The organism is Pseudomonas sp. Hz4 (genome assembly GCF_054898165.1).
In genome coordinates this window covers 4,025,780-4,051,389 of the sequence record NZ_CM142719.1, presented here as the reverse complement: position 1 = coordinate 4,051,389, position 25,610 = coordinate 4,025,780, and the positions used below count along the sequence as shown (strand labels likewise).

The window sequence follows — 25,610 nt, the reverse complement described above, 5'->3', positions numbered from 1 at the left end:
GTCTAGCAGTGTGTGGAAAGCTAGCCGTTGAATGCGGGAGATTAAGGATTATCCATGGGGCAGTTAACAAGGTTATTCGTCATAAGCCGCGTGTTTTTTATGGGCTTTCTGATCAGCGGCGCTGCGATCGCCGAAACTTCGCCGATTGAGTCGACAATTGCGTCGAGCACCGTTATGGAAGCCGCAGCGGGCGATAACGTCGCTCAGGCGATTCAGGCCACGCTGGCGCCACTGAAAACAGCATTTCCACCGTTGCTCACTTCACCGCGCCATCGGCGGGTGGATGTCAGCCGCCTGGTCATGGATTTTTATACGCATCGCGCCTATCGCGCGGCCTGGTCGAATGACAGCGACGTCGGCCAGTTAATTAAAAGCCTGAACGACACCCAGGCCGACGGTTTGAACCCGGCGGATTTCCATATTGATGAACTGGTCAGGTCTCAGTCATCGATGCAGACCTCGTCGGCCACGCCCGAGCAACGGGCAGCCTTTGATATGGCGACGACTCATACCTTCATCACTGCATTGATGCAATTGCGGCGGGGCAAGGTCGATCCTTCACGGCTCGACATCCACTGGAATTTCGACCCGTCCGGCGTCGATCCCCGCGACGACGTCAATAACTTCTTCGCCGCACTCGACAACCATGATGTCGCCAGTGCCTTTGCTCAAGCGCCGCCGCAGGAAGCGGTTTACGTCGGCTTGCGTCAAGCTTTGGCGCAACTGCGCAAGGTTCGGGACATGGGCGGCTGGCCGAAGGTTGCTGAGGGCCATTCCCTCAAGCCTGGCATGGACGAACCCGCTGTCGCGCAGTTGCGGGCGAGGTTGGCTGCAGGCGGTTTTCTGGACCCGCGAATTACGCGCGGCACGAACTACGACGCCGCCGTCACCGGCGCGGTTAAAAAGTATCAAATCGAGCAATATCTGGGGGCGGATGGTATGGCAGGCGCAACGACGCTGGCAGCGCTGAATGTGTCCGTTGATGCGCGCATCGATCAGGTGCGGGTGAACATGGAGCGGGCGCGTTGGCTGCTTTACAAACTTCAGGGTACGTTCGTCATCGTGGATATCGCCGGGTACAAGGTTGCGATGTATCGCGACGGTCACCCGATCTGGCGTTCTCGGGTGCAGGTCGGTAAACCGGTGCGCAATACACCGGTATTCCAGGCCGAGATTTCTTACATCACTTTCAATCCGACCTGGACCGTGCCGCCGACGATCCTCAAACAGGATGTGTTGCCAAAAGTTCAGAACGATCCAGGTTACCTGGCCGCCAACCAGATTCGCGTACTTGACAGAGAAGGCAATGTGCTCGATCCGTCGACCGTTGACTGGAGCAATCCGCGCGGCCTCACCCTGCGTCAGGACGCCGGACCTGACAGCTCGCTCGGTCAGGTGGTGATCCGGTTTCCCAACGACTATGCGATTTACCTCCACGACACACCGCATCGCGAGTTGTTTGCCAAAACTATCCGCGCCACCAGTTCGGGCTGCATTCGGGTAGAGAACCCGCTGCAACTCGTGGAGCTATTGTTCAATGACCCTGTTCGCTGGAATAGCGAAGGCATTCAAAAGCAACTGGCTAACGGCAAGACCGAGAACATCCGGCTTCCGGTGAAGGTGCCGGTGTTGCTGGCGTACTGGACGGTGGATTTGGGCAGTGATGGTCGGGTGGCGTTCAAACCTGATGTGTATGGATACGATGCGCCGGTGTTGCGCGCATTGAATCGGCCTTCGCAAATGCCTGTGCTGGATTTACACACTTCGGCGGGTTCGGTGGTGGCGGCGGGGTTGAGGCAGCAGTAGGGGATCAGGCTTGGTTAAATAAGTTTGTCCCCTATACGGTCCGTGCTGTTGGCTTACTGGACAGTGGACCTGAGTAACGATGGTCGAGTGATGTTTAAGCCCGATGTCTACGGGTACGCTTCCACGGTACCAGCCTTTGCGCTCCGTCGCAGATTCCGGCGTGGACAAAGCCAAAAGGTTGGCTCACCCGTTGAAAACTATCACAATGCAAAATGGTCACTGATCATCGATGTGAAGGGATAGGGAAATTGAAGATGGATGTTGCGCAAAAAACTCGTCACTCATCACAGGTATGCTTCATGCGCATGACCTCGATGAGTGCCGCAACATTCAAAAAGGAGCTGTGTTTATCATTGCCTCGGGGGCGTCCGCTAAAGAGTTTCCGCTGGAAAAGTTTGCCGACATTCCAATGATCACGATGAACGGAGCCTGCCTGTACGGATCAAGGCTTTTCCCGGCAGCAGCCCGAACTGTTTTCACAGGCCATGCGCGTCAGTCAGCGGGTTGCACTGTGGGAAGAGCATATCTGGCATACGACGGTAGCGCCTGAGGGCGAGCTGTATTTACTCGGCCGAGCGACCAAATTCTCCTGGACGGACCTGGTTTTCAGGGCTGATAAAGAACTCGTCAGAAGTCGCAAACTCGGAAATGGCCGCAATAGAACCCTCGGTTTCAGCAAGAACCTTAAACGCGGTTTTTTTGATGCCCGCACCGTGGCTTATCTGGCTCTGCAGATTGCGTATCACGTGGGGTTTACCAAGGTGTTTTTGGTAGGCGTCGACTTGAATCAATCTGTGAGCCGTTTTTACGAAGGGAGCGACACGTTAGCGTCGCCATGCCTGCTCGATCAGCATTTTTATACGCGAATCCTGCCGTCGTTAGAGATCTTGTCGAAGTACGTCGTGGATGCAGACTTTCAGGTCTACAACCTGTCCAGTTCCTCAAGAATTCCGGGTGAACTCATTCCCCGGGTGACGTTGGATGAGATCGACAAGATGATCAACACCGATGACGACATCATCGCCGGCAATGTCGCGCAACTCGCTGGGTATAAAGTGCCCGGGCACATTTGCAGAGTGCGATGCGGCGGCTATCCAAAGGACATTTGCCCGTTACCCCCCCGTAGACTAAGCTCTCAAAAAATAAGGGTTTTGGGTCTTCTACCCATGCCTTACCCTTGCAGGATGAGCTTTTGCCAATCCCTCTTCACGATCCGCACAACGCCCCGGATGTCACCCTGAAACGGTTACCGCTGCGCAAAGCAGCGGTGCTGTTTATTGCGCTCGTGTGCCTGAGCCTGTGCGGTTTGCTTTACCTGCAACTGGAGCAATCGCGGCGGCACGCTCTGGCATTGGCGCAAGTCGCGTCTTCAAACCTGACGCGGGCCATGGCGCAGCAGGCCGAAGACACCTTCATGCAAGCCGATCTGGTGCTGACCAGCCTGGCGGACTGGATTCAGGCTGACGGTTTCGGCGCGCCCCAAAAGGCACGCTTGCAGAAAACATTCGCCCGGCGTGTGCAGGCACTGAATCAATTGCACGGGATATTTCTGTTCGATCAGAAGGGGCAGTGGGTCGTTACCTCTTTCGACGATCTGCCACGCGGCCCGGGTGTGGCGGATCGCGATTATTTCAAGTTCCACCAGCAGAACGTCTCCTCCCTGGCGCACATCGGGCCGGCGATTCGCAGTCGGAAAAATGGCGAGTGGATCATTCCGGTAACCAAGCGTGTGAACGACAAGAATGGCAATTTCCAGGGCGTTTTGTTGGCCGGAATCGAGATGGCGTACTTCGATCAGTTCTTCAAAAGCTTCAGCATTGATGACAACGGTTCAATGTTTTTGGGGTTGACCGACGGAACCCTGCTGGCGCGACGACCGTTTGTGGAATCGCTGATCGGCACATCACTGGCCAAGAGCGAGATCTTTGAGAAATTGCTGCCCAACGCGCCCTCCGGTAATGCGATGTTCAGCTCACTGGTCGATGGTGTTGTGCGGTTGCATGGCTACCGTCAGCTCGACACTTATCCGCTGGTAGTGTCCGCCGCCTCGTCCAGGGAATCGATTCTCAAGGACTGGTACGACACCGCGTTTCATTCCACGGTCATCGTTGCCCTGGTGGTGCTGGGCGTGGGGCTGTTCGGTTGGGTGTTCCTTCATCAGGTGCGCCTAGGCGAACGGGTTGAGGCGGATTTGCGCAAGGCGAAGGAAGCGCTGAAGCTGATCGCGACCCATGACAGCCTGACCGGCCTGGCCAATCGCCGGTTGTTCGAAGGGGCGCTGGACATCGAGTTCGGCCGTGGCGCCCGGCAGTCGAGTTCGCTGAGCCTGATCATGCTCGATATCGACTACTTCAAACCCTACAACGACGCTTACGGCCACGTGGCGGGGGACCATTGCCTGGCTGAGGTGGCGCGGGCGGTGAAGGGGTGCTGCCATCGAAAGGCCGATTTGGCCGTGCGTTACGGCGGTGAAGAGTTTGCGGTTTTGCTGCCCGACACCGACATTCACGGCGCGATGGTGATTGCCGAGCAGATCCGCCGCAGCGTCATGGACAAGAACATCATCCACAGCGGTTCACCCACGGGATTCGTGACGGTCAGTCTTGGCTGTTATTCGTTTGTGCCGACGGGGCGGGACAGCATGGACGTGTTTATCGAACGAGCGGACGCGGCGCTTTATCAAGCCAAGCATTCGGGGCGAAACCGCTCGGCGGTGCTGTCGATGGAGGGCGGTGTCGAGGCACTGCTGCGTTCGGATCGTTGAGGTGTAGCTCGAACACCTTGGCCAGCCGGCTGTCCGCCTGTCAGATCCTCTTGAATTGATCGTCTAGAGTTGCGGTACCCCTGCCGATTCCGGCAGGTCTCCCCACCGCACGGACGATCGCCACAATGTTGATAACTCAAGCATTGACAGCCGTTGCTCTAACCGTTGCAGTCACCGCTATTTTTCCGCTCGCGAGCCACGCTCAATCGACAGTCACAGCCACGGAAGCTCACGCAATCGGCGTGGATGCCTACCTTTATTTTTACCCGCTGTTGACCATGGACATCACCCGCAAGCAATTCACCCCTCGCGAACCGGGCAAGGCATTCGGTCAAGGTCCGATGAATAGGTTTGTCAGCGTGCCGCAGTATCCGCGTGCAGATATCAAAGGGGTGGTGCGCTCGAACGTCGACACCGTGTATTCCATTGCCTGGCTGGATTTGACCAGAGAACCGCTGGTGATCGCAGCGCCCGATACGGCTGGGCGTTTTTACATGCTGCCGATGCTCGACATGTGGACGGAGGTGTTCGCCTCACCGGGTTGGCGCACCACGGGTATACAAGCCGGGCAGTTTCTGGTGACACCGCCGGACTGGACCGGGACGGTGCCTGCCGGACTGAACCATTTGCCGGCGCCTACACCCTTTGTATGGGTCATTGGCCGCACTAACACCGACGGTGCGGCGGACGACGCGGCCGTGCACAAAATTCAGTCTGGCTATACCGTGACCCCGTTGTCCCTGCTGGGTAAAAGCCCCGAGCCTGCCAGCGTGAAAGGCGACCCGACCGTGGACCTGAAGACCCCGCCAAAGATCCAGGTCGATACCATGTCGGTGGCCGACTACTTCGCCTACGCCGTCCAGTTGCTCAAAAAGCACCCTGCGCACATCACCGATCAACCGATCCTGGCGCAGATGAAGCGTATCGGTCTCGAACCCGGAAAATCGTTCAACATGGATGCGCTGGAGCCTGAAATCAAAGCAGCGCTTCAGACCGTGCCCGAAGACGCGCAGACGCTGATGACGTGGAAGATTCCAACACTCACGCGCGTGGTCAACGGCCGAAGAGTGGGTTCAACCTGACCACGCGTTTGTATGGGCTCAAGCCCGAGGTGTTGGAACGGCAAGTGGAACCTGCCGGTGGTCACAAGCCGGTGATTAACAAACCCAACTGACAGCCGCCGGCGATCTATCATCATCGGCTGCCTCTACGCGTTCAGCTGCCTGTCCCGCCTCCGGCACCGCCCGTTCCTCCCCCCGCCGCACCCGTGCCACCACCCGCGCCAGAGCCGCTGTTTCCACCGTTGCCGCCATTGTCGCCGCTCGACGAGCCCGATCCACCATTGCCGCCGTCAGCGTTGTGACCGCCTGAAGGTTCGCCCGGGTTGTTGTCGGGTGCCATGGTCGAACCGCCGGTGGAGCCAGACTGGGTTCCGGTAGCGTCAGCGCCATCGCCGGAGGCTGCAAACGTGGCCATGGATGCGACGGACAGCACTCCAGCCAATAACAGCGAGGTGACTTTGATGATCATCATGGTAAGTCTCCAAAGATGAGTCGTTACCTGATGTTGGTGTGAAGGGCTGGGCGGTTGGTGCCGGTTGGTTGACGAGTGGTCGGGGTGCGTTTCAGGCGAAAGCCTCGCGCAGGTGTCAGCGAAAGTTTTTATTCGGCCAGCTTCTGCTCAAGGTTCTGCCGCACCAGCGGCCACTCATCATCAATGATGCTGAACCGTACTGAATTGCGCTTGCGTCCATCCGGCATGACCCGTTCGTGGCGCACGATGCCTTCTTGGTGTGCGCCGAGCCTGAGGATTCACCTCGCCGGTGTCCTTGAGCACAATGACGTAGGGTTGGACCGTGCCGGCATCGCGGCCGTCGAGGGCTTTCTTGAGGTAGCTGTCGACGGTGGTCGGGGAGGGCACAACGGTGACGGTCAGGTTCCACAGTTCACCGTCCCGCGCAGCATTGACCAGTACATCGGCATCACTCAATTGCAGCGGGCGCAGGCAGATTCGTTGACCTTCCAGTGTGTCCATGAGCAAGCAATCTCGGCATCAAAAGGTTCGCGGGCGATGCGTGCAATTACAGGGTAGCGGCCGTCGTTTTGGCAATGGTTGAGTTAACGGTTATTCAATTGCGGCAATGACTTGCGTTATCCAGGCGCCAGAGCCCTAGCATGGCTGCTATGGTCAGTGAACGTTCGGCGAGTGCCCTGGTAAAAAAGCATTGCGAGCGTCGCATCCCGATCAGGCAATCGATTGACAGGATCAAGTGCATGGATATGACCGCCGTTACCCCCGTCGTCGCTCCCCGTCATACGCCGATCACCCGCAGCCTGGTGTTTGCCGTCGGCCTGCTGTTTGTTCTGGGTGTGCTGATCGCCCTGTTAGCCTTGTTCAACATTGCCGGGCGGCTGGACGCCCAGGACCTGGCCAAGACCACTTTCTACACCCAGCGTGCGCTGGAAAACCGCATCACCGCCTCGAAAAGCTACGTCGCCAGTTATGCAAACTGGACGAGCGCCTACGACCATTTGAACGACAAGGTCGATGTGCAATGGGCCTACGTCGAGCAGAACCTGGGCAAAACCTTGTTCAGCATCGATCACTACGATGGCGTCTTCGTGGTCGATCATCAGCAAACCAAGTACGCCGTGGTGCGTGGGCTTCAGGTGCAGGAGGCTGCGACCACCTATCTTTCGGCATCGATGGCGACGCTGATACAGGCAGTCCAGAGTCAGGAAAGCCTCATTGATCCCGTCAGCCAGTTCACGTTGTTCGAGGGCAAACCGGCATTGCTGACGGCTGCCGCGATCGTCCCCAATGACGAAAGGCCGGCGGCCGATCCTCAAAGCACGTCGGTGTTGGTGTTCGTCGACCCATTAAGCCCTGACAAGCTCAGCGCCCTGAGCACCGATTACGGTTTGCATGATTTAAACCTGGCGCCTGATGACGCCATCGCGCCCGGCAGGCCAGCCGTGGCACTGGCGGGTACCGGCTACAGCCTGGTGTCCCGACTTGAACAACCGGGTCATCAATTGCTCTGGTCGCTGCTGCCGCCATTGGGCGGCGCGCTGTGGGTGCTGGCGTTGTTAACGGCTTATTTCTTCCAACATGTCTTACGCACGTCCGGGCAGGTGGATGCCAGCTACACCAACCTCGATTTATCGAACCAGGCGCTGGAGGCCAGTGAAGAACGTTTTCGTGCAGTGGCTGAAGCCGCTTCCGACTGGATCTGGGAAATCGACGACAAACATTGCATCTCTTATCTGTCAGGACGTTTCGCCACCGTCACCGGTTATTCCGATCAGCAATGGATAGGGCGGGACATCGGGCAATTGCTCAATTGCGATACGATTCCCTTGTCGCTGTGGCTGCATAAGCTCAATGAAGAACAGCCCGTCAGCCATTTGCGCTGCTCCTATCGCGACCAGTTGGGGCAACAGCGTATTTGCCGGGTTTCGGCACGACCCATCCATCGCAAGGGTGCGGTGCTGGGCTATCGCGGGACGGCCAGCGACGTCACCGATGAAGTCGCCGCCCATGCCCAGATCCAGCATCTGTCGTTGCACGATGCCCTGACGGGGCTGCCGAATCGCAACAAGCTGGCGCGTTTCCTCGATGAGGCCCTGGCGCAGAAAGAGCATTCGGCGGCGCTGGCGCTGTTGATGATCGATCTGGACAACTTCAAGCCGATCAACGATTCCCTCGGCCACCCGGCCGGCGACGCAGTGCTGCTGGAAGTTGCCACCCGATTGCGCGAGTGCACGCGGGACATTGATCTGGTCGCTCGGCTCGGTGGTGATGAGTTTGTGCTGGTGCTCAACGGCATGGACAGCCACGCTGAAATCGACCGGTTCTGCGAGCGCTTGCTCAAGAGCCTGCACCAGCCGATTCATTACGAGCATCACACGCTGCACATCGGGGCGAGCATCGGTGTCGCCTTGAGTCGGCGTCAGGGTCACATCCCCCATGAGTTGATCCGGTGTGCCGACATTGCGCTGTATCAGGCTAAATCCGATGGCAAGAGGACCTGGAGCTACTTTGCGCCGCACATGAACGATCAGATCCAGCACCGCCGGCAACTGGAAAACGACCTGCGCCGGGCGATCCAGAACAACGAGTTCGTGATGCATTACCAGCCGCGCTACAACATGGGCGGCAAGCAGGTTGTCTCGGTGGAAGCGTTGCTGCGCTGGCAGCATCCGGAACAGGGGCTGCTGAGCCCCGACGCTTTTATCCCATTGGCCGAGCAGACTGACCTGATCGTGCCGTTGGGGCGTTGGGTGTTGCGCGAAGCCTGTCAAACGGCCCTGACCTGGCCCGGTGCGTTGATGGTGTCGGTCAATTTGTCGCCTGTTCAATTTGCCCGCAGCGATGTGGTGGAGGACGTCAGGGAGGCGTTGATCCAGACCCGTTTACCGGCCAGTCGCCTGGAACTGGAGATCACTGAAAACGTGATGCTCATTGATGTGGAGGGCGCGTTGGCGACCATGAATGCGCTCAAGGAGCTGGGTGTGCGATTGAACATGGACGACTTCGGCACCGGTTATTCGTCCTTGGGTTACCTGCGCACATACCCGTTCGACGGGATCAAGATCGACAAGCGCTTCATCTCGTCCATGAGCAGCGGCGGTAATGACCGCGCCGTGGTGCAGGCAATCATCAACCTGGGCAAGGCCATGGGCCTGACCGTGACGGCAGAAGGGGTCGAAACCCTGGAGCAAATGGACTTCCTGATCTCGGATCAGTGCCATGAGGTGCAGGGATTCTACTTGAGTCGACCCATGGAAAAGCAGGCGTTGCTGCCGTTGCTCAAGGCGTCGCAGGACGAGTTTCCAGTGTAGGGGCGTGCCTTTAGTCGCCTGTCGCGCTCGCGATGGCAACTGCCGGAGCGCGCCCCGGTCACAACTGGATATCGACCCGCCATTGCGAGCGTTGGAACATGAAGAACCTGAGAATCGCGACGTTCAACGTCAACGGCATGCGCGCCCGGCTGCCGAACTTGCTGGCCTGGCTTGAGCGAGAGCAGCCGGACATTGCCTGTTTGCAGGAGCTCAAGTCGGTCGACAGTGCATTCCCCGCCGCCGAGCTTGAGGCCGCTGGCTACGGCGCAATCTGGCAAGGTCAGTCTTCGTGGAACGGGGTGGCGATTCTGGCGCGGGATGCACAGCCGCTGGAGAGTCGTCGAGGTCTGCCGGGCGATGACAGCGACACCCATAGCCGGTATCTGGAGGCCGCCGTGCACGGGATTCTGGTGGGCTGCCTGTACCTGCCCAATGGCAACCCGCAGCCGGGGCCGAAGTTTGATTACAAGCTGGCGTGGTTCGAGCGGCTGATCCACTACGCGCAGACGCTTCAGGCCAGTGAGCATCCCGTGGTGCTGGCCGGTGACTACAACGTGGTGCCCACCGACCTGGACATCTACAACCCGCGATCCTGGCTGAAGGATGCGTTGCTGCAACCTGAAAGCCGCGAGTGTTATCAGCGCCTGTTGGCCCAGGGCTGGACCGATTCCTTGCGTCAACTGTATCCGGAGGATCGGCTCTATACCTTCTGGGATTACTTTCGCCAGCACTGGCAGAAAAACTCAGGGCTGCGCATTGATCATCTGTTGCTTAACCCGGCGCTGAGCCCTTATCTGCATGAGGCCGGAGTGGATGCCTGGGTTCGCAATGAGCCGCATGCCAGCGATCACGCGCCGACGTGGATTCGGTTGAGTTCGCGCAAACGGCGTTGATCTTTATGTGTGCGGCGATTGGTTAAATCAATTGTCAGTCGAACCGCTTTATCCCTTATACATGGCGCCCATCGGCGGAGAGATCCGCGGCACCCTGCATAAGGACAGAGCAATGAGCGAGCCACACCTGACGAACCGAGCGTTGTACTTGCAGCGTCTGGGCTTCGACGCGCCCCCGGCGCCGAATCTGGAAACCCTGCGCCAACTTCAACTGCGCCACACCGGTGCCTTCCCGTTCGAAAACCTCAGTACGTTATCGGGCCAGCCTGTGCTCATGGACCTGCCGTCCATCGAGCAAAAGGTCCTGCGCGATGGCCGCGGTGGTTACTGCTACGAACTCAACTACCTGTTTCTGGTCTTGCTCCAGGAGCTGGGCTTCGATGCTCGCGGCATCTCCGGCCGAGTGGTCATGGGCCAACCCGAAGACGCGTGGACCGCCCGTACGCACCGTTTGAGCCTGGTAACACTGGAAGGCGTGCGCTACATCACCGACGTCGGCTTCGGCGGCATGGTGCCCACCGCACCGCTGATGCTCGATACCTCGGCTGAACAGCTCACACCTCACGAACCCTATCGCATTGAACGGCATGAGGATGGCTACACCCTCCGTGCCAACGTCGCCGGCGAGTGGCGGGCGATGTACATTTTCGATTTACAGCGCCAGCAGGACATCGATTACGCCGTCGGCAACTGGTATGTCTCGACCCATCCCGAATCGTCTTTCGCCAGACAGCTGATGGTGGCGCGCACAGGGGAGGGATGGCGCCGCACACTGAATAACGGGAGTTTTGCGATTCATCGTATCGGCAGTGAGACTGAGCGCAGGCAAGTGGCGGATGTGGATGAGTTGATCGGGTTACTGGAGCGTGAGTTCGGAATTCGGGTGCCGGTGCATGCCGGGTTGAAGCAGGTATTTGAGGGGCTGATTGAATCAAGCTAGCAGCTTTAGTACCAAACAGCGGCACTCGGGCGTGAATCGCTCGACAGTGTTCATGAGGCAGGATCAAGACTCCATCACTCGATGGATTTCGCTGAGTACCTCTGAGAGTTTTTTCTCCAGACTGCGCAGTTCGGAGGTCGTAATCCCTTCTTTGAAATGTCCCGCGTTCGCCACAGCGGTGCACTGATCCGACTCAGCCGTTTTGCCTTTATCGGTGAGCAAGGCCTGGCGCAAGGTGTTGTTGATTACCGTCTGATAGCCAAATCCCTCGCTCTCGGCCATAGAGCGAGCAGCCTCTATGACAACATCATCCAGCATGATGGTAATTCGGGTTTTGCCTTTGCCAGAAGCAACTGCTCCGCGCTTGGCATTGCTGAAGTCGTATTCGTCTTTCATTGATCAACCTCCGTATAGCGCCGGCGCTCGCTTTTGGTGGCGATGCGCGCAGAAAGGATTCGAACGAAATTCGGATCTCGATAGGTGTACGCGACGACCAACAAACGACCTCTGGCATCCTGACCCATGATGATCCACCGCTGCTCATCGTGATGGTTGTCTTGCAACGAGAGGGCTCTCTCGTCATAAAACACGGCCTCGGTTTCCGCGAGGCTGATTCCTTGATGCTTTAATTTGTTAGCTGCGTTCTTTGCCTTGTGATACTGAATTTCGAATGGCTTCATTATGCATACTTTATATGTATAAGCGAGAGGCGTCCGTGCCGGCGGTCGCTTTGAACTCCCAAGACTAGCGGGCGAAGAAGGAGGCAAAGAAAGGATGTATTTCAAAAGTTTTTGGAGGGGGAGGTGCGCAGGTAAAGGACCGCGTGGACAGGTGTCCATAATTTGACTGATTAGTTGTATACAACTCTATAGACATTTGTCCTGACTCTTGCATACAGTGTGCGCACAACAAAAACCAGGGAACCCCCCACACCATGAAAACGCCCCCTGTTTCACACCAACGGCCTGAGGACGAAAATCTCGGTGTCGGCGCGAATATGGCTTACGGCCTGCAACACGTTCTGACCATGTACGGCGGCATCGTCGCAGTGCCTTTGATCATCGGCCAGGCGGCCGGGCTCTCGCCGGCGGACATCGGTTTGTTGATTGCTGCTTCATTGTTTGCGGGTGGGTTGGCGACATTACTGCAGACGCTGGGTTTACCGTTTTTCGGCTGCCAATTGCCGCTGGTACAGGGCGTGTCTTTCTCTGGCGTCGCGACGATGGTGGCGATTGTCAGCAGTGGCGGGGAGGGCGGGTTTCAATCGATTCTCGGGGCGGTGATTGCCGCCTCTTTGATTGGTTTGCTGATCACGCCGGTATTCTCACGCATTACCAAGTTTTTCCCGCCGTTGGTGACGGGCATCGTAATCACCACCATCGGCCTGACGCTGATGCCGGTAGCCGCACGCTGGGCCATGGGCGGCAACAGCCACGCCCCGGACTTCGGCAGCATGGCGAACATCGGTCTGGCGGCCGTGACGCTGATGTTGGTGCTGCTGTTGAGCAAGATCGGCAGCGCGACCATCTCTCGATTGTCGATTCTGTTGGCCATGGTCATCGGTACGGTGATCGCAGTGTTCCTCGGCATGGCAGACTTCTCGTCCGTCACCCAGGGTCCGATGTTCGGCTTCCCGACACCCTTCCATTTCGGCATGCCGACCTTTCACTTCGCCGCGATCCTGTCGATGTGCATCGTCGTCATGGTGACCCTGGTGGAAACCTCGGCGGACATCCTCGCGGTGGGTGAAATCATCGACACCAAGGTCGACTCCAAACGCTTGGGCAACGGCCTGCGCGCCGACATGCTGTCGAGCATGATCGCGCCGATCTTCGGCTCCTTTACCCAAAGCGCCTTCGCCCAGAACGTCGGGCTAGTGGCGGTGACCGGCATCAAGAGCCGCTTCGTGGTGGCTACCGGTGGTGTGTTTCTGGTGGTCCTCGGCTTGCTACCGTTTATGGGCCGGGTCATCGCCGCGGTACCGACTTCTGTTCTCGGCGGCGCCGGTATCGTGCTGTTCGGCACCGTGGCAGCCAGCGGGATTCGTACGCTGTCCAAGGTCGACTACCGCAACAACGTCAACCTGATCATCGTCGCCACCTCCATCGGTTTCGGCATGATCCCCATCGCTGCGCCGAATTTCTACGACCACTTCCCAAGCTGGTTCGCAACGATCTTCCATTCAGGCATCAGCTCCTCGGCAATCATGGCCATCGTACTCAACCTGACCTTCAACCACCTCACCGCCGGTAATTCGGATCAGCAATCGGTGTTCGCGGCCGGTACTGAGCGTGTCCTGCGCTATCAGGATCTGGCGGCGCTGCGCGAAGGGGATTACTTCAGCGAAGGTAAACTGCGCGACTGCGACGGGAATGAGATTCCGGTGGTAGAGGCGGACCATGGTTCGACGGAGCCGCGGGCGGTGCATTCGAAAAGCAGTGAGCATGTGTAACGGCAGCTAACTAAAAGGCCGATCTGTTGAATAGACAGGTCGGCCTTTTTGCTGTGCGCCCAGCATGGGCGCAATCTTGTGGGTGAAAGTCCCGCCGTAAGCTGACCACAGCGAACGAAGTGAAGCGCAACTGCATGAGGGTGACCGAGTGTGGGGAGGAAGCGTGAATCGAAACCGTGAGCCGATGGACAAGAACCGGATATAAGGCGATGCCGATCAGGGCGAGCGGGCAGCAAACCGCGAAGCTCTTGTGGTCAAGGGTCAGGCAGCGTAAATCCGGCGGTTGTGCGGGGAAGGATTGCGTTCTTACCTGGGGAGATCTTGCCTTGTGCCTGAAAGGGCGACGGCGCCAGCCGGAGCGAGAAGTCAGCAGAGGCCGTAGTAGTCTTTTTTTTTGACGAAGGGCCGAACGAGAGAAAGCGTTATAGGCCATGTTGATGCGAACGACCGGAAGTCAGATGCCTGCCAAACGCGGGGCGGATGTGAGGACGGGAGCGGTGAAACCGTGAGAAGCCCCATCAGCGACGAGGTCAATCGCCCGCAAGATGAATCCGACAACGCAGGGCAAGGGCTGTTGGATCGGGCCTTTGCGAGAGAAAACCTGAAGCGGGCGTGGAAGCGGGTCAAAGCCAACAAAGGTGCAGCGGGGGTCGACGGTCTGGATATTGAACGGACGGCCGAACATCTGCTGACTCAGTGGGCGGCGATTCGTGAACAGCTTCTATCCGGCATCTACCGGCCCAGTCCGGTACGCCGCGTGGTCATTCCCAAACCCGACGGTGGTCAGCGCGAGTTGGGAATTCCGACGGTCACCGACCGTTTGATCCAACAAGCGTTGCTGCAAGTCTTGCAGCCACTACTCGACCCGACTTTCAGTGAACACAGCTACGGCTTTCGCCCGGGACGCTGCGCGCAGGACGCCGTTTTGGCGGCTCAGCGCCATGTGTCTTCGGGGCGCAGAGTGGTGGTGGATGTTGATCTGGAGAAGTTCTTCGACCGGGTCGACCACGACATTCTGATGGATCGTTTACGCAAGCGGATTGCGGATCGGGCGGTTATCCGGCTGATTCGGGCGTATCTGGATGCGGGAACGCTGATCAATGGCGTGGTCGAGAAAAGCCGTTGCGGGGCGCCGCAAGGCGGCCCGCTGTCGCCGTTGCTGGCGAATGTGCTGCTGGACGAAGTGGATCGGGAGCTTGAACGTCGAGGTCATTGCTTCGTACGCTATGCCGACGATGCGAATGTGTATGTTCGCAGCCGCAGGGCTGGGCAGCGGGTAATGGCTTTGCTGAAGCGTCTGTATGAAAAGCTGCACTTGAGTGTCAACGAGAGCAAGAGTGCGGTGGCGAGTGCGTTTGGTCGCAAGTTTCTTGGATATGCCTTTTGGGCGTCGCCCCAAGGCGTCAAAAGAGCTGTGGCGGTCAAAGCGCGCAAGCAGTTCAAGCAACGGATACGCGAACTCACCCGTCGCTCAGGTGGCCGCAGTCTGCGACAAGTCGTCGAAAATCTACGCCCTTATCTCTTGGGCTGGAAAACTTACTTTGGGTTGTCACAAACACCGAAAATCTGGCGAGAGCTTGATGAATGGATACGACACCGACTGCGAGCGATCCAGCTTAAGCAATGGCGGCGTGGACCGACGATCTACCGCGAACTGAGGGTGCTGGGAGCCAGCAGTCAAACGGCCCGGAAAGTGGCGGCCAACTCGTGTAGCTGGTGGCGTAACAGCCGATTTGAGCTGAATCGAGTGTTGGATGTGGCATGGTTCGACAGGCTGGGACTGGTGCGACTCTCATAACCTCAATCTCTCGAACCGCCCGGTGCGGACCCGCATGCCGGGTGGTGTGGCAGGGGAGCGGCCTATGAAGGCCGCCCCCTATGCCGATTTTATTGCGGCCACAAAAAAGCCCCTGAACCTTTCGATTCAGGGGCTTTTCGCTATTGCTGTCTGGCTCCACGACCTGGACTCGAACCAGGGACCCAGTGATTAACAGTCACTTGCTCTACCAACTGAGCTATCGCGGAATGGCGTGCATGTTACTGATTCAAAAAGAGAAGTCAAGCACCTGTTAGCCGCTTGATGGATTCATGGGGGCGGGCGGTGGTTTATCGACGGTGGGCGGTTACCAGAATCGCCTCAGAGGTCTACCATGGCCGCCCGGAAGTGGTTACACGCGCTGCCGGCCATTCGCCGAAAAGGTACGCGCCATGAATCAACTAACCACCACGCCTCGCCACAATGGGGTGTTCGCATGAGCATCGCTCAGATCAGTCTGCCCAAAGGTGTCGGTCCTCACGCCGAAAAACTGTTCGACGCAATCACTCAGGCCAGCACCGCTGACGAATTGAACCGTGCCGGTGGCAAGGCCGAAGGTTTTGTCCTGGGCCTGGAAAGTGCCAAGGCCATCAAAAGCCAAGTCGCCGAATCGCTCTACGTCGCCTATGACGACGCTGCCAGCCAGCGCGCAACCGAACTGGCCTAACCGCCGAAGGTGACGGTGGCGACCATCAATTTGGCGTACAGCATCGTAGCGGCCAGTTGCACCAGCCACAAGGCCAGGCCGCCGAGAAACACGCCGGCAGCGACTTGCATCATCAGGTTATTACTACGTTTGGCCGGGGTGCGAGGCGCGAAGTGATCCAGCTCATCGCGGTCGGCGCGTAGGTCATCGTTTTTCATGTTGGCTCTCGTAAGAATTTCGGGGTGTACATAAAACCTGTGGGTGCAGTCTAGAGCCCTCGGTCGTTGCTTTGAGAATTATCTGTGACAAATAAAAAACGGGAAGCCCAAGGGCTTCCCGTTTTTTTACCACTCAACGACTCAGATCACCGCAACGATGGCCTTGGTCACGACGTCGATGTTGCTCTGGTTCAGCGCGGCAACGCAGATGCGGCCGGTGTCCAGGGCGTAGATGCCAAACTCGCTGCGCAGGCGGGTCACTTGCTCAACCGTCAGGCCGGAGTAGGAGAACATGCCACGCTGGCGGCCAACGAAGCTGAAGTCACGCTGGGGCGCTTTCTGGGCAAGCAGGTCGACCATCTGAATGCGCATGCCGCGAATCCGCAGGCGCATTTCAGCCAGTTCTTCTTCCCATTGAGTGCGCAGGTCCGTGCTGTTCAGCACGGCGGTGACGATGCTTGCACCGTGGGTCGGCGGGTTGGAGTAGTTGGTGCGGATCACGCGTTTGACTTGCGACAGCACGCGCGCGCTTTCTTCTTTCGATTCGCTGACGATCGACAGGGCGCCCACGCGCTCGCCGTACAACGAAAAGGATTTGGAGAACGAGCTGGAAACAAAGAACGTCAGGCCCGATTCAGCGAACAGACGCACGGCAGCGGCGTCTTCGTCGATGCCATCGCCAAAGCCCTGATAGGCCATGTCGAGGAACGGCACGTGACCTTTGGCTTTCACCACGTCCAGGACGTTTTTCCAGTCCGCCGGGCTCAGGTCCACGCCGGTCGGGTTGTGGCAGCACGCGTGCAGCACGACGATCGAACCGGACGGCAGAGCATTCAGGTCTTCCAGCAGGCCGGTACGGTTAACGTCGTGGGTCGCAGCGTCGTAGTAGCGATAGTTCTGAACCGGGAAACCGGCCGTTTCGAACAGCGCGCGGTGGTTTTCCCAGCTCGGGTCGCTGATCGCCACGACAGCGTTCGGCAGCAGTTGCTTGAGGAAGTCGGCACCGATTTTCAGCGCGCCAGTACCGCCAACGGCCTGGGTGGTGATGACCCGGCCCGCGGCGATCAGCGGCGAGTCGTTGCCAAACAACAATTTCTGCACGGCCTGGTCGTAGGCGGCGATACCGTCGATTGGCAAGTAGCCACGGGAGGCGTGTTGAGCGACGCGAATCGTCTCGGCTTCGACAACGGCGCGCAGGAGTGGAATTCGCCCCTCCTCGTTGCAGTAAACACCGACCCCCAGGTTGACCTTGTTGGTTCGGGTATCGGCGTTGAATGCTTCGTTGAGGCCCAGGATTGGATCACGTGGTGCCATTTCGACAGCGGAGAACAGGCTCATTTTGCGGCGGCTCTGAATGGAGAGTGGAGGGACGTGTCGCGCTCCAGCCGAATGCACTAGAGCGGTGCACAAACGGGGAGCTAGTATAGAGGCCATCAGCGATTGATGGCGACAGACGATTCTGCTTTTACGTTAAGTTTTTCCGATTATTTTTCGACCGTTAGTCGATTGGCTGCGTCAAACGTTTTACCCGATGTAGGACGTTTGCCTTGAAAGCGCGGGCAGTCGGCTCCACATTAAGCACAATCCAGTTTTTTCCTCGGGCGACATCGGTCGTTTGCGGTCTTTCTCGTTGCTGTCCGGTTTGACCGCACAAGGCGCGACTCCTGCTTCGAAAACCGAGAGGTTATTTCATGTCTGAATTCCAGCTAGTCTCCCGCTTCGAGCCCGCCGGCGATCAGCCGGAAGCCATCCGTCTGATGGTCGAGGGCATCGAAGCCGGGCTGGCGCACCAGACGTTGCTTGGTGTGACCGGCTCGGGCAAGACCTTCAGCATCGCCAATGTGATCGCCCAGGTGCAGCGTCCAACCCTGGTGCTGGCGCCGAACAAAACGCTGGCTGCACAGTTATATGGCGAGTTCAAAGCGTTCTTCCCGAACAACGCCGTCGAGTACTTCGTTTCCTACTACGACTACTACCAGCCCGAAGCCTACGTGCCGTCGTCGGATACGTTCATCGAGAAAGACGCCTCCATCAACGATCACATCGAACAGATGCGACTGTCTGCGACCAAGGCGTTGCTGGAGCGCAAAGACGCGATCATCGTCACCACGGTGTCGTGTATCTACGGTCTGGGCAGCCCGGAAACCTATTTGAAGATGGTTCTGCACGTGGACCGCGGCGACAAGCTCGATCAGCGTGCGTTGCTGCGCCGCCTGGCGGACCTGCAATACACCCGCAACGACATGGATTTCGCCCGTGCGACCTTCCGGGTCCGCGGCGATGTGATCGATATCCACCCAGCGGAATCCGACTTTGAAGCGATTCGCATCGAACTCTTCGACGATGAAGTCGAGAAGATTTCGGCCTTCGATCCGTTGACCGGCGAAGTGACCCGCCAGTTGCCGCGCTTCACCTTCTATCCGAAAAGCCACTACGTGACGCCACGGGAAACCCTGCTCGGCGCCATCGAAGGCATCAAGGTCGAGCTTCAGGAGCGCCTGGACTACCTGCGTACCAACAACAAACTGGTGGAAGCGCAGCGTCTGGAGCAGCGCACCCGGTTTGACCTGGAGATGATTCTCGAACTGGGTTACTGCAACGGTATCGAAAACTACTCGCGCTACCTGTCGGGCCGTGAATCTGGCCAGGCGCCACCTACCTTGTTCGACTACCTGCCGGCCGACGCCTTGCTGGTGATCGACGAATCCCACGTCAGCGTGCCGCAGGTCGGCGCCATGTATAAAGGCGACCGCTCCCGGAAGGAGACGCTGGTGGAATACGGTTTCCGCCTGCCGTCAGCGCTGGATAACCGGCCGATGCGTTTCGACGAGTTCGAAAGCATTAGCCCGCAGACGATATTTGTCTCGGCGACGCCGGGTAACTACGAGGCCGAACACGCCGGTCGCGTGGTCGAGCAACTGGTCCGTCCGACTGGCCTGGTGGACCCGCAAATCGAAATCCGTCCGGCGCTGACCCAGGTCGACGATTTGCTCTCGGAAATCGGCAAGCGCGTGGCGCTGGAGGAGCGGGTGCTGGTCACGACGTTGACCAAGCGTATGTCCGAAGACTTGACCGATTACCTGGCTGACCACGGCGTACGGGTGCGTTATCTGCACTCGGACATCGACACGGTTGAACGGGTCGAAATCATCCGTGATCTGCGTCTGGGCACCTTCGATGTTTTGGTGGGGATCAACTTGCTGCGTGAAGGTCTGGACATGCCGGAAGTGTCCCTGGTGGCGATTCTCGATGCGGACAAGGAAGGCTTCCTGCGTTCCGAGCGCTCGCTGATCCAGACCATCGGCCGGGCGGCGCGCAACCTCAATGGGCGGGCGATTCTCTACGCGGATCGCATTACCGGTTCCATGGAGCGGGCGATCGGCGAAACCGAGCGTCGTCGCGACAAGCAAATCGCTTTCAACCTGGCCAATGGCATCACGCCTAAGGGCGTGTTCAAGGACGTTGCCGACATCATGGAAGGCGCCACCGTGCCGGGTTCGCGCAGCAAGAAGCGCAAAGGCATGGCCAAGGCCGCCGAGGAAAACGCCAAGTACGAAGCAGAATTGCGTTCGCCGGGCGAAATCGCCAAGCGTATTAAGGCGCTGGAAGAGAAGATGTACCAGCTTGCGCGCGACCTGGAATTTGAAGCTGCGGCGCAGATGCGTGATGAGATTGGCAAGTTGCGGGAGCGGTTGATCACCGTTTGAGTTTTGCAGCACCCGAGGCCGCGCCGCGATTTCAATGTGCTCCACCAGCCTTCAACCCCGCCGGCAACGCCTTGGTCAACAACACCGCCAGCATGCTGATCCCTAGCGCAATCCCGACAAGGTGAAACGCATCGTTGTAAGCCATGATCGACGCCTGCTGATGCGCAATCTCACTGAGTTTGCCCAGCGCCGCCGCTTCACTGGCTTAAATGCCCTGCTCACTGGAGCCGGGCAGGCAACGCCTGTTACCATTCGCCCTTTGTTTTATCTTCATTTCGAGACTTGCCATGACCACCGTCCGCACTCGCATCGCGCCATCGCCTACCGGGGATCCCCATGTAGGTACCGCTTACATCGCTTTGTTCAACTACTGCTTTGCCAAGCAGCATGGCGGTGAGTTCATCCTGCGGATTGAAGACACCGATCAATTGCGTTCGACCCGCGAGTCCGAACAACAGATTTTCGATGCCCTGCGCTGGTTGGGTATCGACTGGAGCGAAGGCCCGGACGTCGGCGGTCCGCACGGTCCTTACCGCCAGAGCGAGCGCGGCGAGATCTATCAGAAGTACTGCCAGCAACTCGTTGAAATGGGTCACGCGTTCCCGTGCTTCTGCACCGCCGAAGAACTCGACCAGATGCGCGCCGAGCAAATGGCTCGCGGCGAAACCCCGCGTTACGACGGCCGTGCGCTGTTGCTGTCCAAGGAAGAAGTCGCTTCCCGATTGGCCGCCGGCGAGCCGCACGTGATCCGCATGAAAGTGCCGAGCGAAGGCGTTTGCGTCGTTCCAGACATGCTGCGGGGCGACGTCGAGATCCCGTGGGACCGTATGGACATGCAAGTGCTGATGAAGACCGACGGCCTGCCGACGTACTTCCTGGCGAACGTGGTCGATGACCACCTGATGGGCATCACCCACGTCCTGCGTGGCGAAGAGTGGCTGCCATCGGCGCCAAAACTGATTCTGCTGTACGAGTACTTCGGCTGGGAACAACCGGAGCTGTGCTACATGCCGCTGCTGCGTAACCCGGACAAGAGCAAGCTGTCCAAGCGCAAGAACCCGACCTCGGTGACGTTCTACGAACGCATGGGCTTCATGCCGGAAGCGATGCTCAACTACCTGGGCCGTATGGGCTGGTCGATGCCGGACGAGCGCGAGAAGTTCTCGCTGCAGGAAATGGTCGACCACTTCGACCTAAATCGCGTCTCCCTCGGCGGCCCGATTTTCGACATCGAGAAACTGTCGTGGCTCAACGGCCAGTGGCTGCGGGACCTGCCGGTGGAAGAGTTCGCCAGCCGCTTGCAGACCTGGGCGCTGAACCCGCAATACATGATGAAGATCGCGCCGCACGTGCAGGGCCGGGTTGAAACCTTCAGCCAGGTCGCACCGCTGGCCGGTTTCTTCTTCGCCGGTGGCGTGAACCCGGACGCCAAGTTGTTTGAATCCAAGAAGCTGTCGGGCGATCAGGTGCGTCAGTTGATGCAGTTGATTTTGTGGAAGTTGGAAAGCCTGCGTCAGTGGGAGAAGGACAACATCACCGCAACGATTCAAGCCGTGGTCGAATCTCTGGAACTGAAGTTGCGTGATGCCATGCCGCTGATGTTTGCCGCGATCACTGGCCAGGCCAGTTCGGTGTCGGTGCTGGATGCGATGGAAATCCTCGGTCCGGACTTGACCCGTTTCCGTCTGCGCCAAGCGATCGACTTGCTCGGTGGCGTGTCGAAGAAGGAAAACAAGGAATGGGAAAAACTCTTGGGCAACATCGCCTAAGATCGTTTTACCCCCGTTTCTCAGGGGGAGGGCGGTAAGTGATTGTTATGGCGACAAAAAATTTTGGAAATTGTTGAAAATATGTTTGACAGCTTTCCGAAGCGCCATTAAGATTCGCCCCGTCCTCAGCGATGAGGGGCTATAGCTCAGCTGGGAGAGCGCTTGCATGGCATGCAAGAGGTCGACGGTTCGATCCCGTCTAGCTCCACCAATTTACACTTCAAGGTCTGGCCACACCGGTCTTGAAGCGATCAACTCTCAGGGTTGGTCAGTTGTATAGAAGGGTTTGCGTCCCCTTCGTCTAGTGGCCTAGGACACCGCCCTTTCACGGCGGTAACAGGGGTTCGAGTCCCCTAGGGGACGCCAGTTTTACAGAAGCGATGTTGCAAAATGTCGCTCCGCCGTGAGGCGAAAAATCCGGGGCTATAGCTCAGCTGGGAGAGCGCCTGCATGGCATGCAGGAGGTCAACGGTTCGATCCCGTTTAGCTCCACCAATTTTACAGTTCAAGGTCTGGCCACACCGGCCTTGAATCGATCAGCTCTCAGCACTGATCAGTTGTATAGAAGGTTTTGCGTCCCCTTCGTCTAGTGGCCTAGGACACCGCCCTTTCACGGCGGTAACAGGGGTTCGAGTCCCCTAGGGGACGCCACGATTACCCGCTCTGCGGGATTTTATAAGGGTCATTCAATTATTGAATGGCCCTTTTGTTTGTCTGGCGTTTGGCCAAATCCCCTATTTCTTTCAAACTGTTCTTCAGACCAGCGGTCACATCCACGACTTGCGTAAAATTATTATGAGAATAATATTCTAGTCGTAATATTCGGAGGCAACGATGAACGATAAAAAAGCTCAAACCCGCGAACGCATCCTCAAGGCTGCCAGCGCAGCGCTGATTCAGCGCGGCCCGGCCGAACCGAGCGTGGGCGAAGTGATGGGCGCAGCCGGCCTTACCGTCGGCGGCTTCTATGCGCACTTCGAAAGCAAGGACGCGATGATGCTGGAAGCGTTCAAGCAACTGCTCGGTCACCGCCGTGGCTTGATCGCCGACATGGACGCCGAGTTGACCGGCGAAGAGCGTCGCGTGTTGGTTGCTGCGTTTTATCTGTCACGCAAACACCGTGACTCCTCTGAGTCAGCGTGCCCGATTCCGGCGTCGGTCGGCGAACTGGGCCGGCTGCCGGACGCGTTTCGTGTGGCGTTGAATGAGCACGTTGAAATGATGGTCGCGCAGTTGGCGGCCAGCCCGGAAGACACCGACAAAGCCTTGGCCGACATGGCCTTGATGGTCGGTGGTTTGGCTCTGGCGCGCGCGCTGGGGCCAGGAGAGTTGTCCGATCGATTGCTGCGCGCCGCCAAATCGGCGGTGCTATGACCTGAAGGCCGAGCCTTGGGAGTGAGAGCGATGAGTACGTTGAAGTGGGTTCGTGGCGTTAATGGCACCTTGGGCTGGGTCGCACCAAAACTGGTTGCGAACCTAATGCGATTGGCATTCATGACGCCGCGCGAGCTGCCGCCGCGCGATTGGGAATTGCCGCTGCTGGCGACATCCGAGCGGATCACCTTGCGCTTCGGTCTCTCGGCACTGCGTTGGGGGCAGGGCCCGGCCGTGTTGCTGATGCACGGTTGGGAAGGTCGGCCAACGCAGTTTGCCAGCCTCATCACCGCACTGGTCGATGCCGGTTACACCGTGGTTGCTCTGGACGGCCCGGCTCACGGTCGCTCGCCGGGCAGCGAAGCGAACGTCGTGCTGTTTGCTCGAGCCATGCTTGAAGCCGCTGCCGAGTTGCCGCCGCTGCAAGCGGTTATCGGTCACTCCATGGGTGGTGCCAGTGCCATGCTCGCCGTTCAACTGGGCTTGCGCACCGAAACCCTGGTCACGATCGCCGCCCCGGCTCGGATTCTCGGCGTGTTGCGCGGTTTCGCCCGTTACGTGCGGTTGCCACCGAAAGCCCGTTCAGCGTTCATTCGTCAGATCGAAAGAGACGTCGGCATGCGCGCTGCGGCGCTGGATGTCGCGCACTATCAACTCGACATGCCCGGCCTGATCGTCCATGCCGAAGACGACTGCTACGTTCCGGTCAAGGAGTCGCAGCTGATCAACGAAGCCTGGTTTGACAGCCGTCTGTTGCGCCTGGAAGCGGGTGGTCATCAACGGGTGCTGGCTGACCCTCGGGTGATCGACGGCGTACTTTCGCTGCTGGCCGGTCGCAGTCTGCAATCGCGCCAATTGGCCTGAGCATCCGTTACACTGCCCCGGTCAAAATTTTCTGACCAGGAGTGGGGCATGGGCTGGGATCGGGCAACGCCATTTATCATTGATCTGGAAGTCGGCGCAGAGGACATCGATGGGCTGGGTCACGCGAACAACGCGGTGTACGTGACCTGGCTCGAACGCTGTGCCTGGCGCCACTCCCAGCGGCTGGGCCTGGACCTGGTCGAGTATCGTCGTCTGGACCGGGCGATGGCGGTGGTGCGGCACGAAATCGATTACCTGGCGGCCGCCTATGAAGGCGATGAATTGCAATTGGCGACCTGGATCGTCGATTGGGACCAGCGCCTGAAAATGACCCGGCACTTCCAGTTGAAGCGCCCCAGCGACAACACTACGTTGCTGCGGGCGCAAACCACCTTCGTCTGCATCGAACTGTCGACCGGCAAGCCCAAGCGTATGCCGACCGAGTTCATCGAGGGCTACGGTCCCGCGTTGCAAGTCGCGATCTAATCGACGCTTTCGAGTAAACTGCCGCACGTTTTTCGTTGAGTGTGTTCTTCATGCAAATTGCTTTGGCGCCCATGGAGGGGTTGGTCGACAACATCCTGCGGGACGTGCTGACCCGTGTGGGCGGTATCGATTGGTGCGTGACCGAGTTCATTCGGATCAACGATCAACTGCTCACGCCTGCCTATTACCACAAGTTCGGCCCGGAGCTGCTGACCGGCGCCCGGACCGCGTCCGGCGTGCCACTGCGGGTACAGCTGCTCGGCTCCGATCCGGTATGCCTGGCAGAAAACGCCGCGCTGGCCTGCGAGCTGGGGTCCGAGGTTATCGACCTGAACTTCGGCTGCCCGGCCAAGACCGTCAATAAGTCCCGTGGCGGCGCGGTGCTGCTCAAAGAGCCTGAGCTGCTGAACCAGATCGTCGAACATGTCCGTCGTGCGGTTCCGGCGCACATTCCAGTGACCGCCAAGATGCGCCTCGGTTTCGACAGTCCGGACGGTGCACTGGTTTGCGCCACGGCGTTGGCCGAAGGTGGCGCGGCGCACATCGTCGTTCATGCTCGGACCAAGACCGATGGCTACAAACCGCCGGCCCACTGGGAATGGATTCCGCGGGTGCAGGACGTGGTCAAGGTGCCGGTGTTCGCCAATGGTGATATCTGGAGCGTCGAAGACTGGCGTCGTTGCCGCGAAATCAGCGGTGTGGAAGACATCATGCTCGGTCGCGGTCTGGTCTCGCGTCCTGACCTGGCGCGGCAAATCGCGGCAGCGCGGGCCGGTGAGGACGTCGTCGAGATGACCTGGGCCGAGCTGCTGCCGCTGATTCAGGACTTCTGGCTGCAAGCCAAGGCGCAGATGACGCCACGCCAGTCGCCGGGTCGCTTGAAGCAGTGGCTGGCGATGCTGACTCGCAATTATCCCGAAGCGGTCGAGCTGTTCACGGTCCTGCGTCGTGAGACTGAACTGGATCAGGTCTCGCGTTTACTGGGTCTACAGGTGTCTGAAGCCGCCTGAATCCAATTGAAAAAAAACAGC

At 58.6% G+C, this 25,610-nt stretch carries 20 protein-coding genes, 5 tRNA genes and 4 pseudogenes; 21 read left to right on the top strand and 8 right to left on the bottom strand.

Annotated elements, in window-relative coordinates; genetic code table 11:
• The first annotated feature begins 54 nt into the window (after positions 1–54).
• The 5 genes and pseudogenes from ACYZTR_RS18515 to ACYZTR_RS18495 form a co-directional block, all read left to right on the top strand.
• Positions 55–1,806 (top strand): L,D-transpeptidase family protein, encoded by a 1,752-nt coding sequence (locus ACYZTR_RS18515; RefSeq protein ID WP_461973145.1) that lies wholly within the window; start codon positions 55–57, stop codon positions 1,804–1,806.
• 42 nt (positions 1,807–1,848) lie between these two features.
• Positions 1,849–2,049 (top strand): annotated as a pseudogene (locus tag ACYZTR_RS18510) (hypothetical protein); the annotation flags it as partial.
• A gap of 242 nt (positions 2,050–2,291) precedes the next feature.
• Positions 2,292–3,047, top strand: a complete 756-nt coding sequence (locus ACYZTR_RS18505) for a hypothetical protein (protein WP_461973143.1) — start codon at positions 2,292–2,294, stop codon at positions 3,045–3,047.
• Entirely contained in the window at positions 2,999–4,570 is a 1,572-nt protein-coding gene (locus tag ACYZTR_RS18500) for a sensor domain-containing diguanylate cyclase (RefSeq protein WP_461973141.1), read from the top strand. The genes ACYZTR_RS18505 and ACYZTR_RS18500 overlap by 49 nt, the downstream gene beginning before the upstream one ends.
• A 125-nt stretch (positions 4,571–4,695) precedes the next feature.
• Positions 4,696–5,631 (top strand): annotated as a pseudogene (locus ACYZTR_RS18495) (DUF1254 domain-containing protein); the annotation flags it as partial.
• A gap of 154 nt (positions 5,632–5,785) precedes the next feature.
• On the opposite strand, the gene ACYZTR_RS18490 reads toward ACYZTR_RS18495, so the two are convergent.
• Positions 5,786–6,103, bottom strand: a complete 318-nt coding sequence (locus tag ACYZTR_RS18490; RefSeq protein WP_461973139.1) for a hypothetical protein — start codon at positions 6,101–6,103, stop codon at positions 5,786–5,788.
• Positions 6,104–6,231: 128 nt separating this feature from the next.
• Positions 6,232–6,604 (bottom strand): annotated as a pseudogene (locus ACYZTR_RS18485) (GNAT family N-acetyltransferase).
• A gap of 239 nt (positions 6,605–6,843) precedes the next feature.
• Here ACYZTR_RS18485 and ACYZTR_RS18480 point away from each other — a divergent pair.
• The 3 genes from ACYZTR_RS18480 to ACYZTR_RS18470 all read left to right on the top strand — a co-directional run bounded on the left by ACYZTR_RS18480 (position 6,844) and on the right by ACYZTR_RS18470 (position 11,247).
• Positions 6,844–9,414 carry a bifunctional diguanylate cyclase/phosphodiesterase gene (locus ACYZTR_RS18480; RefSeq protein ID WP_461973137.1) on the top strand — a complete coding sequence of 857 codons (2,571 nt, stop codon included), beginning with the start codon at positions 6,844–6,846 and terminating at the stop codon, positions 9,412–9,414.
• A gap of 98 nt (positions 9,415–9,512) precedes the next feature.
• Positions 9,513–10,307, top strand: coding sequence for an exodeoxyribonuclease III (locus ACYZTR_RS18475; protein WP_461973135.1), 795 nt, complete (start codon positions 9,513–9,515; stop codon positions 10,305–10,307).
• A 112-nt stretch (positions 10,308–10,419) separates the two neighbouring features.
• Positions 10,420–11,247 carry an arylamine N-acetyltransferase family protein gene (locus tag ACYZTR_RS18470; protein ID WP_461973133.1) on the top strand — a complete coding sequence of 276 codons (828 nt, stop codon included), beginning with the start codon at positions 10,420–10,422 and terminating at the stop codon, positions 11,245–11,247.
• A 63-nt stretch (positions 11,248–11,310) separates the two neighbouring features.
• Here the strand turns inward: ACYZTR_RS18470 and ACYZTR_RS18465 are convergent, their stop codons facing one another.
• Both ACYZTR_RS18465 and ACYZTR_RS18460 read right to left on the bottom strand, forming a co-directional pair.
• Positions 11,311–11,643 (bottom strand): BrnA antitoxin family protein, encoded by a 333-nt coding sequence (locus ACYZTR_RS18465; protein ID WP_461973131.1) that lies wholly within the window; start codon positions 11,641–11,643, stop codon positions 11,311–11,313.
• A complete protein-coding gene (locus ACYZTR_RS18460) occupies positions 11,640–11,927 on the bottom strand; it encodes a BrnT family toxin (protein WP_461973129.1) in 288 nt (95 codons plus the stop codon). The genes ACYZTR_RS18465 and ACYZTR_RS18460 overlap by 4 nt, the downstream gene beginning before the upstream one ends.
• Before the next feature lie 254 nt (positions 11,928–12,181).
• Between ACYZTR_RS18460 and ACYZTR_RS18455 the strand changes: the two genes are divergently transcribed.
• Positions 12,182–13,699: a nucleobase:cation symporter-2 family protein gene (locus ACYZTR_RS18455; RefSeq protein ID WP_461973127.1), complete on the top strand. Its 1,518-nt coding sequence runs from the start codon at positions 12,182–12,184 to the stop codon at positions 13,697–13,699.
• A gap of 505 nt (positions 13,700–14,204) precedes the next feature.
• A complete protein-coding gene (ltrA, locus tag ACYZTR_RS18450; protein WP_461973125.1) occupies positions 14,205–15,497 on the top strand; it encodes a group II intron reverse transcriptase/maturase in 1,293 nt (430 codons plus the stop codon).
• A 151-nt stretch (positions 15,498–15,648) separates the two neighbouring features.
• Here ltrA and ACYZTR_RS18445 read toward each other — a convergent pair.
• Positions 15,649–15,724, bottom strand: a tRNA-Asn gene (locus ACYZTR_RS18445).
• Between the two features lie 227 nt (positions 15,725–15,951).
• Here ACYZTR_RS18445 and ACYZTR_RS18440 point away from each other — a divergent pair.
• Positions 15,952–16,182, top strand: a complete 231-nt coding sequence (locus ACYZTR_RS18440) for a hypothetical protein (protein ID WP_033061947.1) — start codon at positions 15,952–15,954, stop codon at positions 16,180–16,182.
• Here ACYZTR_RS18440 and ACYZTR_RS18435 read toward each other — a convergent pair.
• Both ACYZTR_RS18435 and ACYZTR_RS18430 read right to left on the bottom strand, forming a co-directional pair.
• Entirely contained in the window at positions 16,179–16,379 is a 201-nt protein-coding gene (locus tag ACYZTR_RS18435) for a hypothetical protein (RefSeq protein ID WP_461973123.1), read from the bottom strand. The two genes, ACYZTR_RS18440 and ACYZTR_RS18435, sit on opposite strands and share 4 nt — an antisense overlap.
• Positions 16,380–16,520: 141 nt before the next feature.
• Complete coding sequence (locus ACYZTR_RS18430) at positions 16,521–17,717, bottom strand: amino acid aminotransferase (RefSeq protein ID WP_461973121.1); 1,197 nt, start codon at positions 17,715–17,717, stop codon at positions 16,521–16,523.
• A gap of 353 nt (positions 17,718–18,070) precedes the next feature.
• Here ACYZTR_RS18430 and uvrB point away from each other — a divergent pair, with 353 nt between their 5' ends.
• A complete protein-coding gene (gene uvrB / locus ACYZTR_RS18425; RefSeq protein ID WP_461973119.1) occupies positions 18,071–20,086 on the top strand; it encodes an excinuclease ABC subunit UvrB in 2,016 nt (671 codons plus the stop codon).
• A gap of 31 nt (positions 20,087–20,117) precedes the next feature.
• Here uvrB and ACYZTR_RS18420 read toward each other — a convergent pair.
• Positions 20,118–20,288: pseudogene (locus ACYZTR_RS18420) on the bottom strand (EmrB/QacA family drug resistance transporter); the annotation flags it as partial.
• An 85-nt stretch (positions 20,289–20,373) separates the two neighbouring features.
• Here ACYZTR_RS18420 and gltX point away from each other — a divergent pair.
• The 9 genes from gltX (at position 20,374) to ACYZTR_RS18375 (ending at position 25,589) form a co-directional block, all read left to right on the top strand.
• Complete coding sequence (gene gltX / locus ACYZTR_RS18415; protein WP_461973118.1) at positions 20,374–21,855, top strand: glutamate--tRNA ligase; 1,482 nt, start codon at positions 20,374–20,376, stop codon at positions 21,853–21,855.
• Positions 21,856–21,990: 135 nt separating this feature from the next.
• Positions 21,991–22,066 (top strand) — tRNA-Ala (locus tag ACYZTR_RS18410).
• A 79-nt stretch (positions 22,067–22,145) separates the two neighbouring features.
• Positions 22,146–22,221 (top strand) — tRNA-Glu (locus ACYZTR_RS18405).
• A 53-nt stretch (positions 22,222–22,274) separates the two neighbouring features.
• Positions 22,275–22,350: transfer RNA gene (locus tag ACYZTR_RS18400), tRNA-Ala, on the top strand.
• Positions 22,351–22,430: 80 nt separating this feature from the next.
• Positions 22,431–22,506, top strand: a tRNA-Glu gene (locus ACYZTR_RS18395).
• Between the two features lie 183 nt (positions 22,507–22,689).
• Entirely contained in the window at positions 22,690–23,229 is a 540-nt protein-coding gene (locus tag ACYZTR_RS18390; RefSeq protein ID WP_461973116.1) for a TetR/AcrR family transcriptional regulator, read from the top strand.
• Between the two features lie 30 nt (positions 23,230–23,259).
• The gene (locus ACYZTR_RS18385; RefSeq protein WP_461973114.1) at positions 23,260–24,093 is read left to right on the top strand and encodes an alpha/beta fold hydrolase; all 834 of its coding nucleotides are present in this window, start codon (positions 23,260–23,262) and stop codon (positions 24,091–24,093) included.
• Between the two features lie 48 nt (positions 24,094–24,141).
• The gene (locus ACYZTR_RS18380; RefSeq protein ID WP_282377652.1) at positions 24,142–24,579 is read left to right on the top strand and encodes an acyl-CoA thioesterase; all 438 of its coding nucleotides are present in this window, start codon (positions 24,142–24,144) and stop codon (positions 24,577–24,579) included.
• 50 nt (positions 24,580–24,629) lie between these two features.
• Positions 24,630–25,589 (top strand): tRNA dihydrouridine synthase, encoded by a 960-nt coding sequence (locus ACYZTR_RS18375; RefSeq protein WP_150655386.1) that lies wholly within the window; start codon positions 24,630–24,632, stop codon positions 25,587–25,589.
• Positions 25,590–25,610 lie beyond the last annotated feature (21 nt).